General features: G+C 62.5%; 15 protein-coding genes. 7 read left to right on the forward strand and 8 right to left on the reverse strand.

Annotated elements, in window-relative coordinates; translation table 11 throughout:
- Nucleotides 1-75 precede the first annotated feature (75 nt).
- From ACI3KW_RS07790 to ACI3KW_RS07800, 3 genes are read right to left on the reverse strand one after another with little or no spacing between them, the layout of a single operon-like run.
- Nucleotides 76-1,326, reverse strand: coding sequence for a Zn-dependent hydrolase (locus tag ACI3KW_RS07790; RefSeq protein WP_404847598.1), 1,251 nt, complete (start codon nt 1,324-1,326; stop codon nt 76-78).
- 23 nt (nt 1,327-1,349) lie between these two features.
- The gene (locus tag ACI3KW_RS07795) at nt 1,350-2,843 is read right to left on the reverse strand and encodes a CoA-acylating methylmalonate-semialdehyde dehydrogenase (protein WP_404847599.1); all 1,494 of its coding nucleotides are present in this window, start codon (nt 2,841-2,843) and stop codon (nt 1,350-1,352) included.
- Nucleotides 2,843-4,123, reverse strand: coding sequence for an aspartate aminotransferase family protein (locus ACI3KW_RS07800; protein WP_404847777.1), 1,281 nt, complete (start codon nt 4,121-4,123; stop codon nt 2,843-2,845). The genes ACI3KW_RS07795 and ACI3KW_RS07800 overlap by 1 nt, the downstream gene beginning before the upstream one ends.
- 183 nt (nt 4,124-4,306) lie before the next feature.
- Here ACI3KW_RS07800 and ACI3KW_RS07805 point away from each other — a divergent pair, with 183 nt between their 5' ends.
- Nucleotides 4,307-5,026 carry a TetR family transcriptional regulator C-terminal domain-containing protein gene (locus tag ACI3KW_RS07805; protein WP_262170500.1) on the forward strand — a complete coding sequence of 240 codons (720 nt, stop codon included), beginning with the start codon at nt 4,307-4,309 and terminating at the stop codon, nt 5,024-5,026.
- A 75-nt stretch (nt 5,027-5,101) separates the two neighbouring features.
- Entirely contained in the window at nt 5,102-5,704 is a 603-nt protein-coding gene (locus tag ACI3KW_RS07810; protein ID WP_404847600.1) for a dihydrofolate reductase family protein, read from the forward strand.
- Between the two features lie 13 nt (nt 5,705-5,717).
- Here the strand turns inward: ACI3KW_RS07810 and ACI3KW_RS07815 are convergent, their stop codons facing one another.
- Nucleotides 5,718-6,122: a DUF4260 domain-containing protein gene (locus ACI3KW_RS07815; protein WP_404847601.1), complete on the reverse strand. Its 405-nt coding sequence runs from the start codon at nt 6,120-6,122 to the stop codon at nt 5,718-5,720.
- Nucleotides 6,123-6,233: 111 nt separating this feature from the next.
- Complete coding sequence (locus ACI3KW_RS07820) at nt 6,234-6,611, reverse strand: DoxX family membrane protein (protein ID WP_404847602.1); 378 nt, start codon at nt 6,609-6,611, stop codon at nt 6,234-6,236.
- 884 nt (nt 6,612-7,495) lie between these two features.
- Here ACI3KW_RS07820 and ACI3KW_RS07825 point away from each other — a divergent pair.
- Complete coding sequence (locus ACI3KW_RS07825; protein WP_262170493.1) at nt 7,496-7,849, forward strand: septal ring lytic transglycosylase RlpA family protein; 354 nt, start codon at nt 7,496-7,498, stop codon at nt 7,847-7,849.
- A gap of 55 nt (nt 7,850-7,904) precedes the next feature.
- Here ACI3KW_RS07825 and ACI3KW_RS07830 read toward each other — a convergent pair whose 3' ends face one another.
- Genes ACI3KW_RS07830 through ACI3KW_RS07840 form a run of 3 tightly spaced genes read right to left on the reverse strand, consistent with a single transcriptional unit; the run spans nt 7,905 to nt 10,066 of the window.
- Nucleotides 7,905-8,882 (reverse strand): aldo/keto reductase, encoded by a 978-nt coding sequence (locus ACI3KW_RS07830; RefSeq protein ID WP_404847603.1) that lies wholly within the window; start codon nt 8,880-8,882, stop codon nt 7,905-7,907.
- A gap of 22 nt (nt 8,883-8,904) precedes the next feature.
- A complete protein-coding gene (locus tag ACI3KW_RS07835; RefSeq protein WP_404847604.1) occupies nt 8,905-9,912 on the reverse strand; it encodes an aldo/keto reductase in 1,008 nt (335 codons plus the stop codon).
- Between the two features lie 10 nt (nt 9,913-9,922).
- Entirely contained in the window at nt 9,923-10,066 is a 144-nt protein-coding gene (locus ACI3KW_RS07840) for a DUF1127 domain-containing protein (protein WP_404847605.1), read from the reverse strand.
- Between the two features lie 178 nt (nt 10,067-10,244).
- Here ACI3KW_RS07840 and ACI3KW_RS07845 point away from each other — a divergent pair, with 178 nt between their 5' ends.
- From ACI3KW_RS07845 to ACI3KW_RS07860, 4 genes are all read left to right on the forward strand, one after another.
- The gene (locus ACI3KW_RS07845; protein ID WP_404847606.1) at nt 10,245-11,117 is read left to right on the forward strand and encodes a LysR family transcriptional regulator; all 873 of its coding nucleotides are present in this window, start codon (nt 10,245-10,247) and stop codon (nt 11,115-11,117) included.
- Nucleotides 11,118-11,247: 130 nt separating this feature from the next.
- Nucleotides 11,248-12,420: an MFS transporter gene (locus tag ACI3KW_RS07850; RefSeq protein ID WP_262170483.1), complete on the forward strand. Its 1,173-nt coding sequence runs from the start codon at nt 11,248-11,250 to the stop codon at nt 12,418-12,420.
- Nucleotides 12,417-13,610, forward strand: a complete 1,194-nt coding sequence (locus tag ACI3KW_RS07855) for an MFS transporter (RefSeq protein ID WP_113121045.1) — start codon at nt 12,417-12,419, stop codon at nt 13,608-13,610. The genes ACI3KW_RS07850 and ACI3KW_RS07855 overlap by 4 nt, the downstream gene beginning before the upstream one ends.
- Nucleotides 13,603-14,064, forward strand: a complete 462-nt coding sequence (locus tag ACI3KW_RS07860; protein WP_404847607.1) for an MmcB family DNA repair protein — start codon at nt 13,603-13,605, stop codon at nt 14,062-14,064. Before ACI3KW_RS07855 ends, ACI3KW_RS07860 begins: the two co-directional genes overlap by 8 nt.
- Nucleotides 14,065-14,072: the final 8 nt, after the last annotated feature.

Raw genomic sequence — 14,072 nt, forward strand, 5'->3', positions numbered from 1 at the left:
CCCTCTGAAATGCACGTCCCGCGCCCCTTCTTCCCCTCAGAATGGGGGCGCGGTCAGATGACTATATTACAGGCGTCACTCCACGATCTCCGCCGTCTCGACGACCGCGTGGAACAGCACATCGGCACCGGCCGCTGCCCATTCCTTGGAGATTTCTTCTGCCTCATTATGGCTGAGCCCGCCGACGCAGGGGCACATGATCATGGTTGATGGCGCCACCTTGGCGGCCCAGCAGGCATCGTGCCCGGCGCCGGAAATGATGTTCATATGGCTATAGCCCAGATCCTCGGCGGCCTTGCGGACGCGGGCGACCAAGGTGGGGTCGAAGGTGACGGGATCAAAATGCCCGACGGCCTCGACCGAGCAGCCAACGCCCAGCTCAGCCGCGATTTCGGCGGCCTTGGCCTCGATGGCGGCGCGCATGCGATCGAGCTTGCCCTGATCGGGCGTGCGCAGATCAACGGTGAACACCACACTGCCGGGCAGCACATTGCGCGAATTGGGCGAGAATTTTGCCTGGCCGACACCAGCCACTGCGCCCGGCTGGTTTTCCATGGCGATGGCCTGCACCGCCTCGATGATCCGCGCCATGGCGAGGCCCGCATTGACGCGCATAGCCATGGGGGTCGAGCCGGTATGGGCTTCCTTGCCCGTCAGGGTGAATTCGAGCCACCACAGGCCCTGGCAGTGGGTGACGACGCCTATCTGCTTGTTCTCGGCTTCAAGGATGGGGCCTTGCTCGATGTGATATTCGAAATAGGCATGCATCTTGCGCGCGCCGACCTCTTCGGCGCCCAGCCAGCCAATGCGCTGGAGCTCGTCGCCATAGGTCTTGCCGTCCATGTCCTTGCGGCCATAGGCATAATCGAGGCTATGCATGCCGGCGAACACGCCCGAGGCCAGCATGGCCGGCGCAAAGCGCGCGCCTTCCTCATTGGCCCAATTGGTGACGACAATGGGATGCTTGGTTTTGATGCCCAGATCGTTCATCGAGCGGATGACTTCGAGCCCCGCCAACACGCCCAGCACGCCATCATATTTGCCGCCGGTCGGCTGGGTATCGAGATGGCTGCCGACATAGACCGGCAGGGCATCCGGATCACTGCCGGCGCGGGTCGCGAACATGGTGCCCATCTTGTCGACGCCCATGCTGAGGCCTGCGGCCTCGCACCAGCGCTGGAACAGATGGCGGCCCTCGCCATCCTCGTCGGTCAGCGTCTGCCGATTATTGCCGCCGGCAATACCCGGGCCGATCTTGGCCATATCCATGAGGCTGTCCCACAGACGGTCGCCATTGATCTTGAGGTTTTCTCCGGGGGCAGACATGGGCACTTCCTATGGACGAGATACTATTTGACGCTCGGGAACGAGAATTCCGCGCCGCCCTTGATGCCGGCGGGCCAGCGGGTGGTGACGGTTTTGAGGCGGGTGTAGAAATGCACGCCTTCGGGGCCGTAGATGGAGTGATCGCCGAACAGCGAGCGCTTCCAGCCGCCGAAGGAGTGGTAGGCGACCGGGACCGGGATGGGGACGTTGATGCCAACCATGCCCACTTCGATCTTGTCGGCAAATTCGCGGGCGGCGTCGCCGTCGCGGGTGAAGATGGCGGTGCCATTGCCATATTCGTGGTCGTTGATCAGCTTGACCGCCGAGGCGTAGTCATTGGCGCGAACGACCGACAGGACGGGGCCAAAGATCTCTTCCTTGTAGATGGTCATATCGGGGGTGACATTGTCGAACAGCGTGCCGCCGACATAATAGCCGCCTTCATAGCCCTGTAAGGTGAAGCCGCGGCCATCCACAACCAGCTCTGCGCCCTGCTCGACCCCTGAATCGATGTATCCAAGAATCTTGTCGCGATGCATCTTGGTGACGACCGGACCCATTTCGGCGTCCTTGTCGGTCGCCGGGCCGATCTTGAGCGATTCGACGCGCGGCTTGAGCTTGGCGACCAGCGCATCGGCGGTTTCCTTGCCGACGGGCACGGCCACCGAAATGGCCATGCAGCGCTCGCCGGCCGAACCATAGCCAGCGCCCATCAGGGCGTCGGCCACCTGGTCGAGATCGGCATCGGGCAAAATGACCATGTGGTTCTTGGCGCCGCCCAGGGCCTGCACGCGCTTACCGGCCTTGGTGCCGCGCTGATAGACATATTCGGCGATCGGGGTCGAGCCCACGAAGCTCACGGCCTTGATATCGGGATGGTCCAAAATCCCGTCGACCATTTCCTTGTCGCCATGGATGATATTGAGAATGCCCTCGGGGAGCCCGGCTTCCATGAAGAGGTTCCACGACAGCATGGAGGCGCTGGGATCACGTTCCGAGGGCTTCAAAATGAAGGCATTGCCGCAGGCGATAGCCGCCGGATACATCCACATCGGCACCATGGCCGGGAAGTTGAACGGGGTGATGCCGGCGACGACGCCGAGCGGCTGACGATCGGAATAGGAATCGATGCTCGGGCCGACATTGCGGCTGAATTCGCCCTTGAGCAGCTGGGGAATGCCGCAGGCAAAATCCACGCAATCAATGCCACGGGCGACTTCACCCAAAGCATCGTCATGCACCTTGCCATGCTCGCGGGAGATTTCGCGGGCCAGGTCATCGGCATATTGATCGAGCAGCGCCTTGAACTTGAACATGACGCGGGCGCGCTTCATCGGCGGGGTATTGCCCCAGGCCACCTGCGCCTTTTTGGCCGAAGCCACAGCGTCGTTGAGTTCGCTCAGCGTCGAGAGCGGCAGCTCGGCGGAGACTTCGCCTGTGGCCGGATTGAACACCGGCACGCGGCGGCCGGTCGAGACATAGCGTTTTCCGGCAACGGCGTTTTCGATAATGTTCATTATGCAATCCCCCGCAGCACGGTGCGGATACCGTCGATCAATTCGTCGATCTGGCCCTTGGAAATGATCAGCGGGGGCGAGAGCGCGATGATGTCGCCGGTGGTGCGGATCAGGTAGCCACTTTCATAGGCGGCAAGGAAAGCCGAGAAAGCGCGCTTGGTGGGCGAGCCGGCAATCGGATCAAGCTCGATGGCCCCGACCAGCCCGATATTGCGGATATCGATGACATGCGGCTCGCCCTTGAGCGAGTGCAGCGCATCGGCGAAATAGGGCGCCAGCTCGGCGCCGCGCGTCAGCAGGTCCTCCTGCTTATAGGTTTCGAGCGTAGCGAGCGCGGCAGCCGAAGCCACTGGATTGCCCGAATAGGTATAGCCGTGGAAGAACTCGATGACATGCTCGGGTCCGCCCATGAACGCATCGTGGATTTCCGAAGACACCAGCACGGCGCCCATCGGGATAATGCCATTGGTCAGGCCCTTGGCGGTGACCATGATATCGGGCGTGACGCCGAAATAGTCGGCGGCGAATGGGGTGCCCAGACGTCCGAAGCCGGTAATGACCTCGTCAAAAATCAGCAGGATACCGTGCTTTTTGGTGATGTCGCGCAGGCGCTGCAGATAGCCCTTGGGCGGGATCAGCACGCCGGTGGAGCCGGCAACCGGCTCGACGATGACCGCGGCAATGGTGGAGGCATCATGGAGGGTGACGATGCGCTCGAGCTCATCGGCCAGGTCCAGCCCATGTTCGGGCTCGCCCTTGGTAAAGGCGTTCTTGGCTGGGTTATGGGTGTGCGGCAGGTGATCGACACCGGTCAGCAGCGTGCCGAACATCTTGCGGTTGGTGACAATGCCGCCCACCGAAATGCCGCCGAAATTGACGCCGTGATAGCCGCGCTCGCGGCCGATCAGGCGGAAGCGGCTGCCATCGCCTTTGACACGGTGATAGGCAAGCGCCACCTTGAGGGCCGTTTCGACCGACTCAGACCCCGAATTGGTGAACAGCACATGATCGAGCCCGTTGGGCGCGATATCGACCAACCGATTGGCCAATTCGAACGCCTTGGGATGGCCCATCTGGAAGGCCGGCGCATAATCGAGCTCGGCGGCCTGCTTGGCGATGGCTTCCACGATCAGCGGGCGGGCATGGCCGGCATTGACGCACCAGAGCCCGGCCGTGCCATCGAGCACCTGCCGTCCGTCCGAGGTGGTGTAATGCATGTCCTTGGCCGCCACAAACATGCGCGGCGATTTCTTGAATTGCCTATTGGCCGTAAACGGCATCCAGAACGCGCTCAGATCGTTTGGCGCATTGTTTGTTGAGGTGGACACGACAGCCTCGCTCCCGAATTCTATTATATGACGTTGTAGGTCATGTTTTTTGGCTCTTGACGTGGGAACGCGTTACCAAGAATTTTGACCAGTTGGAAAAATGTTAGCACTCCCAAAACTTCCCGCAAGGCGAAAATGCCGCCGATCAAGTTGAAAAGCTCTCCGTCGCCCGCCGCCGCCAAACGCCAGAACAAGGCGGCGGCGAAAGCAGCCACGCAGCCAAAGGAAAAACCCCGGCCGCTGACCCGGATTCAGCGGGAGAAACAGGACATTATCCTGGAAGCCGCGCTTGACGTTTTTTCCCTGCACGGCTTTCGCGGCGCCACGATCGACCAGATCGCCGAGGTGGCGGGCATGAGCAAGCCGAACCTGCTGTATTATTTCCCGCGCAAGGAAGAGATTCACCGCCGCCTGATCTCCGAATTGCTGGTCACCTGGTTGGCACCGCTGCGCGAAATGGATGCCGATGGCGATCCTTTCCCCGAAATCCGCTCCTATATCCGCCGCAAGCTCGAAATGGCGCGCGACTTCCCGCGCGAATCTCGCCTGTTTGCCAATGAAATGCTGCAGGGCGCGCCGCGCATTATCGAGATGATCGAGGTCGATCTCAAAAATCTCGTCGATGAAAAAGCCGCAGTGCTGACCACCTGGATGGATCAGGGGCGTATCGCGCGGACCGATCCCTATCACCTGATCTTTTCGATCTGGGCCACCACCCAGCATTATGCCGATTTCGACGTGCAGGTGCGGGCCGTGCTCGGCCCAGCGCGCGGTGGGGAAGGTCGCTTTGAGGATGCGGCGCGCTATCTCGAGCAATTGTTCCTTTATGGCCTGACACCACGCTCGAAGCGCTGATTGTTAAGCCCTCGCTTGACAGAGCCGCTTTGCTGCCTTAATGCTTAAGCCATAAGTTAAGTAATGGAGGGGAAAATGGCCCAACAAGTTCGTGCCCATATGAGTCTGTCGCTCGATGGTTTCGGCACCGGCCTCAATCAGAGCCGGGAAAAGCCCTTTGGCGACATCAAGGGTGAACCCATGCATCGGTGGATGTTTGAGGATGCCGAGAATAACCGGGCCGAGCTCGCTGCCATTACCGAGTATGGCGCCTTCATCATGGGCCGGAACATGTTTGCCGCGCCGGGCCCCGATGTGTGGGAAATCGAGTGGAAAGGCTGGTGGGGCCCAAATCCGCCCTATCATGCCCCGGTATTTGTCTTGACCCATTACGCGCGCCCGCCGATCGAAATGGAGGGCGGCACGGTATTTCACTTTGTGACCGAAGGGCCCGAGGTCGCATTGGCTCGGGCGCGGGAAGCGGCGGGCAGCCGCCATGTCGCAATTGCCGGCGGTGTCACCACGCTGCGGAACTATCTCAATATGGGCGCGATCGATACGCTGCACTTGCAGATCGCGCCGGTCGTTCTGGGCCGCGGTGAGCGGCTGTGGGACGGGCTGACCGCCACGCTTGAACCCGCCGGCGCGCGCGCAACGCGGCTTACCACCCACATGGATTATCGCGTCCTGAAGCCGTGATCCCAGCGCCGCCTCAACGACCACGACGCGCCTTGCCGATCGGGCCAAGATGGGTGGCCTCGAAGCTTTCGAGCTTGAGGCCATAGCCCAGCAGCCGGTCGGCACCGATATGGGCCGCCCATATCGCGGCCAGGCCATAGGCCAGCGGACCGATAGCCAGTCCGGCCAGGGCCAGCAGCGCGGGCGCCGCATAGGTGTGCCCCAGATTGTAGATCAGTTCTCCAAACCGCGCCGAGCGGACATAGCCCAGCATGGTAAGATCCGGCACGAGGAACAGCACGGCAAAGATCACCCAGGGCTGCCCGAGCCAGGCATAGATCGCCACGCCCAGAACGAGCGCGGCGAGCCCTTCGAGACGTTGCAGCAGCACGGCGTCGGCTAGTGTGTATTGAGCAGTGGAAGCGGTCTGGCTGGTCATGGCGACATCCTCTCTTGAACTGGCCGGATCATGCAGTCATTCGAAAATGAAGTAACTTCGCGAAAACTGATCATTCTCCATTCAAAATTGAATATGGAGCCGGCGGCCTGATCAGAGACTGATCGCAATGATGAGCAGGAACGCGCCGGCCAGTCCGGCATTCATGATGGTCGCGTTGACATGGTTGGCGCGGTCGGCGCCCTTATAGTCCCAGAAATTGTGAAACAGCACGGTGGCGAGCACGACGAAGACAATCAGGCCGGCACCACCCCAGGCGCCGTATGGCCCGATGGCGGTCAGCGCCCCGCCGATGATCTGCAGCGCTACCCCGATAATGGCGGCGATACGGGGCAGCGGTAGCCCGCGTGCCGTGAGGCCGGCGGTGAGCGGGCCGATATTGGCAATGTTGCGGATGCCGAAAATCAGAAAGGCGCCGCCCAGCAGCAGGCGGGCCAGCAGGATGAGTGTCGAAGTCAGATCGGTTGGCATGGCGAAGTCCTGTGATGAAGAGTGGGTAATGCTGCTATGACGCTCGACGCTGACAGAATTCGACAGCATGACGCCCGCTATCGCCATGGCTGGGCAAAATAGGTGATGCGCCGGGGCGGGGAGTAGACGGCAGGCGCGGCAAAGCGCCGGAAAGCGGGGGCTTCCGGTTGCGGTTTGAGCGACGATGGCGAGACTGGCGTCTCTAGGGTTTGGTAGATGGTGAAACGTCGGCCTCGCCATCGCGCCGGGATTTTTCACAGGGCCGGATGAGCTTGCCTTGTTATGAGGCGAGCCGTCGTACCTCTGCGTGGCCGGAGCGACCTCCAACCCCCGGCATTCACCCAGCCCATCCACTCGTCATGACCGCGCTCTGGCGGGGTGATGGGAGGGATAGTGGCATGAAGTGGGTGGGGCGGGGATAAGAGGGATAGATTGAGGTTCTTCGCTGTCTCCCGCGGGAGCGCGGTGGGGAGGAGGAATGCAGGGCACCAACGCGCAGACCCAAAACGGCACAAAACCTGCCTTTTTCTGGCCCCATTACCTCCTGTTCTGCCTTGTGATCTCCCGAATTCTTGCCGGAACCTTCGTGAAAATGCGATTTTTCGGCATAAGGCATGGAACCGTGACCCATCGGCCACAGCGGGCAAGATGAATCCTGTATTGGATGGAATCCTCGTCTTGCGTTTTATCAGATCGGCGAATCGAGGATTCATTTCCTGCAATTGCGGCGCAAATCTTGCCAATAGGGTAGTAATGCAGCGCGGAATCCTGCGGCATATGCGCAACAGCAGGTGCTTTGAGGCCAGTCCTGGGCTTGATGCCCATATTATGGCCGGGCGGGGCCATTAATCGATTGCTCACCGTAACTACGTGAGTTTTTCAGCTTGATTAGAAAAGTCGTTTCCGCCGCCGCAATTGCTGCAGCATTGCTCTCGCTTTCCACTGCAGCCTATGCCCAATGCGGCGGCGCTTCCTGGTATGGCCCTGGCTTCAATGGCAAAAAGGCCGCATCGGGTGAGACCTTCAACGAAAACGCCATGACGGCGGCCCATCGCTCCCTTCCCTTCGGCACCAAGCTGCGCGTTACCGACCAGCGCACCGGCCGGCAAATCCAGGTTACCATCAACGATCGTGGTCCATATATCGGCGGCCGCATCATCGATCTGTCCAAGGCCGCTGCCGGCCAGCTCGGTTTCCGCAATCGCGGCACCACTTCGGTCTGCATCGAACAGATCTGATCGCAACATAATTGACTATGAAAATGGGCCGCCCCAGCCGGAGCGGCCTGTTTTTTTATGCCGAGCGCAGGCCGAGCGCATCGATGGCCGCGACCTGATCGGGCTCGAGCGGGCCGGCCCGCTCCGCCGCCAGCGCCTGTTCCAGTTCGGCGACGGTTTTGACGCCCAGCACCAGCGTATCGATGCCGTCGATGCCCAAGGCATAGCGATGGGCAATGATGGCAGGATCCTCGCCCCATTGCCGACACAGCGCGCGATAGGGCGCGGCACGATCGAAGTCATTGCCGGTGGCGCGCTGGTCTTCGGTGATCGGCCGGTCAAGGCCCGCGGTCAAAGCACCTGCCTGCACGGCGCGCACGCCCATGACACCAACCCCATTAGCCTCGGCGGCAGCGATGATATCGCGCGGCCTTCCGGGCGTGCCGGTGCCATTCATCTCCCCGGCGCTATCCATCAAATTGGCGATGGCCTGCAAAGCGGCTGGCCGGGTGCCGGAAGAAATCGCGTCGATGGTCGCCCCGGTATGATTGAAGCCGGTAATGCCCCAGCTGGCGATCAGCCCGTCGGCGACCAATCGCTCGAAGGCGGGCACGACCGCGTCGCGATAGAGGCTGAGACTGGTGGAGCGTTCGTCGCGCGGCCGATCATTGTTGGGATAGACGAAATCGTCGGGCCGGATTTCGGTGTGCAGCAGTATCATGTCGGCCTGGTCGATGCGCATCGCCGCAAGACTGGCTTCGAGCGAGGCGCGCAGGCGGGGATAGACCTCGGCGGCGGGCGGATCGCCCAGGCCATATTTGGTGGTGATGCGCACGCCTTGCGGAATGCGGCCCTCGAAGGCTTTGGCGATCATCGTCTCGCAGGTCTTGTAGCCGGGCGCGGTGTCGATGAGATCAATGCCCGCCTCCACCGCGCGGTGCAGCGTGCCGATGGCGTCTGCTTCCGAGGCCGCGCCCCAGACCATGCCGATGCCACCACCGCCCAGCGTGAGGCGGCTGACCTTTCCGAATGGACCCAATATATTGTGTTGCATTGTGGTGCTCCTTTTTTTGCGATCAGGCGAGGGCAGGCTCGGCGATCTCATCCAGGATGGCGGTGACTTCGGCCATGGTGGCGGCGGGCAGCGGACCCTTTTCAAGCGCGCCCAGATTGTCGCGCACCTGCGCCTCGGATTTAAAGCCCGGGACGGGCAGCGTGTGTGGCGAGCGGGCCAATATCCAGCCCAGCGCGCCCTGCGCCGGGCTGCGCCCGCCACTGGTCAGCAGCTCGCGAATGGCCTCGATCCTCGCCAGGGCTTCGGGCAATGGCTTGCCATCTTTGAAGAAGCGCACCCATTCATGCCCGGCGCCGCGCACATCCGAGCTAGGCAGCACCGAAGCGGCGGTGAATTTGCCGGTCAGCATGCCCATGGCCAAAGGCGAGCGATTGAGGCTGGCAAGGTTCTGTTCGGCGCAGAGTTCGAGCATATCGGGCCCATCGTGGAACACACTCAATTCCTGCTGCACGGCGGCAAAATGGGGGAATTTGACCATGCGGACGGCCGCGGCAGCATTGTCGGTGCTCCAGCCCCAGGCGCGGATCTGGCCGCTCTCGGCAAGCTGTTCCAGTGCTTCGCCGGCAGCATCGGCCGCAGTGTCGGCCAGCTCGCCGACATGGATCTGCAGCAGATCGATATAGTCGGTGCCCAGCCGGGCCAGCGATTGGGTGCAGGCCCATTGCACATAGGCTGGGCTCACATCGGTGGCGAGCAGCGCCTTGGCCCTGGAATCATAGGTATAGCCGAACTTGGTGGCAATGACCGCATCGCTGCGGCGCCCGGCCAAAGCCCGGCCGAGCACGCTTTCGCTGTGGCCGGTGCCATAGGCATCGGCGGTGTCGAACAGGGTCGCGCCCAGTTCGAGCGCCACCTGGATGGCGCGGACCGATTGGGCATCGTCGATATCGCCCCAGCCATCGGATTTGCCATTGAGCAGGAAGGGGCCGCCAATGGCCCAGCAACCCATGCCGATGGCACTGGCCTCGATACCGGAGCGGCCGATGGAGCGGAATTTGGAGAAGGTCATGATGGATTCCCTAGTGAGTGCGGACGAAATCGGCGAGGCAGTCGCGGCTGGTGCCCAGATCGGCGAGCTGGCGGTCGTCCATGCCGCGCAGGGTGCGCAGGGCGACATGGTCCTGCCAGACGGCGTGGACGCGGCGGAGCAGAGTTTGCAGCATTGCAGTGTTCCTTCAGGCAAAGCCGAACCCGTGGCCGGCAGCGACACCACCGGCTTTGCAGATTTGGCTGTTTTGATTTCCGCTCGGCGCCTTTTCTGGTGCCGTTGCAGCCATACTTGCGCAAATTCGTGGCCTGCCGCTATGCTCAAGAACGCAACGCACTTTGCAGAAATGAAAAATGGATTTCAGCTGGGACGATCTGAGGCTGTTCCTGGACGTGGCGCGGCTGGGAGGATTGAGCGTCGCTACGGCGACGACCGGCCTGAGCGCCGCCACTTTGGGTCGCCGCATCACCGCGCTCGAACGCCAATTGGGCGAGCCACTGTTTGCCCGCTCCCAGACCGGCTATCGCCTGACCCCGGCCGGCGAGGCGCTGCTGGCCCGCGCCGAGGATGTCGAGACGGCCATGCTCTCGCTCAAGCGCTGGAAGGAGGGGGCGATCGGCGAGCGGGTGGTGCGGGTTTCGGCCGGCGCCTGGACCTCGGCCTTTCTCGGCTCCCATATCGGAACGCTGTGGAGCGTCGAGGACCGCTTCGGGCTCGAACTGGTCACCGCCAATGAGAAAATCGATATCGGCCGACGCAATGCCGATCTGGGCATTCGCAACCAGCGTCCCTCCGAGCAATGGCTGGCCGGGCGGCTGATCGGCAAGGTGGCCTATGGCCTCTATTCGGGCCTCAACTTGGTCAATGGCATTGCCGCCGGATATTTCGTCGGCATTGCCGGCGATGGCGCCCAGACCCAGTCGGCCCGCTGGATGCAGGCGCGCCATGGCGACCGCATCGCCGTGCGCGGCAATGATTCGATGAGCGTGCGCGAATTGGTGGCAGCCGGGGCCGGGCTTTCGGTGTTTCCGTGTTTCGTGGGCGACAGCGATCCAAGGTTGATCCGCGTGGCGCCGCTGATCGCCGAACTCGAAACCGACCAATGGCTGGTCAGCCACCATGAGGAGCGTCACACCCCCGCCGTGCGCGCGGTGGCCGATCGGATTGCCAAATTGATGGGTGAGCACGGGGCGCTGTTCCGGGGCGAGCGGCCGGGACATCAGTGAGCGCCGCAATGGCGCTGTGATCGAGTTGCAACGTTATAATAATGTCGCTAAAGCGCTTGCAGGCCCTATTTTACTCCTTGGCGAAATGCACTAGCGTGCGCCTCGCTTCTGTTTGCGAGTAGCTTTTATTATGAGATTCGGCATTGAGCTGCCGCCCCAGATCAAGGTCTATGGGGCGTTCTTTGTTTATTCATTTTGCATGGGGAGCCTGTATCCCCGCCTGCCCGATATTCAGCGCGCCATGGGCGTGGGCGAAGGCGCCCTGGGTTTTGCGTTGATCGGGGCGGCCATGGGCACGCTGATCTCGCTGACCTTTGCCGGCCCGATCATCGAGCGCATCGGCTATCGCCGTACGCTGCTGACGGCATTGCCGCTGCTGGCCGCGTTTTACGCCTTGGCCAGCTGGGCGACCACCCCGCTCATGCTGTTCCTGTTATTGGTGCCGGTCGGGCTGACCATCGGCGCGGTAGAAATCATCGTCAATCTCGAAGCCGACCGGGTGGAACATGCCATCGGCCGGCGCATCATGAACCGCTCGCATGCTTTCTGGAGCTTCGGCATTTTTGGCGCCGGGCTGGTAGGTTCGCTGATCGCCCAGACCGGGCTGTCGCCGCAATTGCATCTGCTGATCATGGTGCCGGTCATCGCGCTGGCAACGGCCGTGCTCTTGGGACGCTTCGAGCCGGCCGAGCACCGCACCGGCGGCAGCACCGAGCCGGGACCGCGCTTTGCCCGCCCAACCCTGGCCATTCTCGTGCTGGTGACGGTGTGCCTGTCGGCCATGATCATGGAGGGCGCCGGTATCGACTGGTCAGCCATCTATATGCGCGATGTGTTCGGCGCGGCCCCGTTCTGGGCTGGTTTCGCGGTGGCTTTGGGCGCCGGCGCGCAGGCGGTGACGCGGTTCTTCGCCGATAGTTTCGTCGAGCGCTGGAGCCCGGTGATCGTGGCGCGGGGCCTGCTGACCATTCTGGGCATCGGCACGCTGCTGGTGTTTTTCACTCCCGCGCAATGGGCTGCTTATGTCGGCCTGGCGCTGATGGGGGTGGGCACCAGTGCCATCTTCCCGCTGGCCATGTCGGCGGCGGCGCAGCGCACCGACCGGCCGGCCGCCGTCAATGTGGCGGCCTTGGCGCAGATTTCCTTTGTCGCTTTCCTCCTGGGACCGCCGCTGCTGGGCTATATCGCCGAGCATTTCGGCATTCGCTGGGCCTTCGGCATCGGGCTGCCGCTCGTCGCGTTGAGCCTGTTCGCCGCCTCAGCCCTGGGCCCCAAACCTATCAGATCGACCGTGACCCCATGATTATCGCGCCTCAATACCGCATCTATGCGGGCTTTTTCCTGTTTGCCATCACCACCGGCGCCCTGATGGCGCGGCTGCCCGATATCCAGACGCATCTGGGGGTTTCGGAAAGCCAGCTGGGCCTGACCATGATCGGCATGTCGCTCGGCTCGCTGATTTCGCTGACCTTTGGCTCGCCCGTGATCGAAAAGGTCGGGCCGCGCACCACCGCCCTGGTCACTGTGCTGGGGCCATCCTTGCTGTTTGCGCTGATCCCCTGGTTGCCGGTGGCGCCGGCAGTGTTCGTCGTGATGTTCTTCACCGGGCTCTTGTCCGGAGCGCTGGAAATCAATCTCAATGTCGAGACCGACCGGCTCGAAACGGCCAGCGGCAAGCGCTACATGAACCGTGCCCACGGGTTCTGGAGTGTCGGTTTCTTCGTCACGGCTTTGTTCGGCGCCATGATCCGCCAATCGGGGCTCAGCGCCCAATGGCATATGGGGATCATCGCGGTGATCGTCGTGCTGGTGGGCGGCTACATGTTTTTCGGCATGGTGGCGGCGCCCAAGCCTAAGGGGCAGGGCCATGATGCCGGCGCGCACCGCATCGCCTTTCCCAATTGGGGTCTGGTGCCGCTCTGCATTATCGGTTTTGCCGCCTTCCTTGTCGAAGGGGCAGGCATCGACTGGTCGGCCATCTACATGCGCGACGTGTTTTCCGCCCAGCCCTTCGTCGGCGGCATGGGGCTGACGCTGTTTGCCTTCTTCATGGCGGCGATGCGGCTGACCGCCGATCCGGTGGTGGCGCGCTATGGTCCACGCAATGTGGCCATGGTGCTGCTCGTATTGGCGGCGATCGGCGTGCTGATGGTGGGGCTGGCGCCCGAAACCTGGATAGCACTGGCCGGCTTCTCGCTGATGGGCATTGGCTGTTCGGCCGTCTATCCGCTGGCCGTTTCGGCGGCGGCGCAGCGCACCGACCGACCGGCTGCGGTCAATGTTGCGGCGCTGGGGCAGGTGAGCTTCGTGGTGTTCTTCCTCGCGCCGCCGCTATTGGGCTTCGTTGCCGAATATCTGGGCATCCGCAATTCCTACCTGATCTGCCTGCCGCTCCTGGTGGCGGGGTTGTGGGCGGCCAGCTTCGCGCTCGGCCCGCGCAAGGTGGACAATCCGCATGGCCTGCCGCCGGAGCCCGTGCCGCCGCATGGCTGAGCTGCCGCCCATTGTCGACCTGCGCCAATCGGCCACCGCGCTGCGCGTGCAGCGCGGGGTGATGCGGCTCCTGCGCGAAACCTATGACATGGCTTGCTATGCCGAGGTGACCTTGCGCAGCGGCCGGCGGGCCGATGTGCTGGGCGTGGGACCCAAGGGCGAGATCTGGATCGTCGAGATCAAGTCGAGCCTCATCGATTTCCAGGTCGACAAAAAATGGCACGAATACCGGGAATTTTCCGACCGGTTTTTCTTCGCCAAGCCGCCCGAGCTGGATGCCGGGATCTTTCCCGAGAGCGAGGGCCTGATCGTGGCCGATGGGCATGACGGGGCGATCCTGCGCGATAGTCCCGACACGCCCATGGCCCCCGCACGGCGCAAGGCGCTGATGCTGAAGCTGGCGCGATTGGGGGCGGACCGGATCCATGTGTTGATGGATCCGGGGCCGAAATAGCGGGGGTG

The sequence above is a fragment of the Devosia sp. ZW T5_3 genome (assembly GCF_044987315.1).
Classification (GTDB): Bacteria; Pseudomonadota; Alphaproteobacteria; order Rhizobiales; family Devosiaceae; genus Devosia.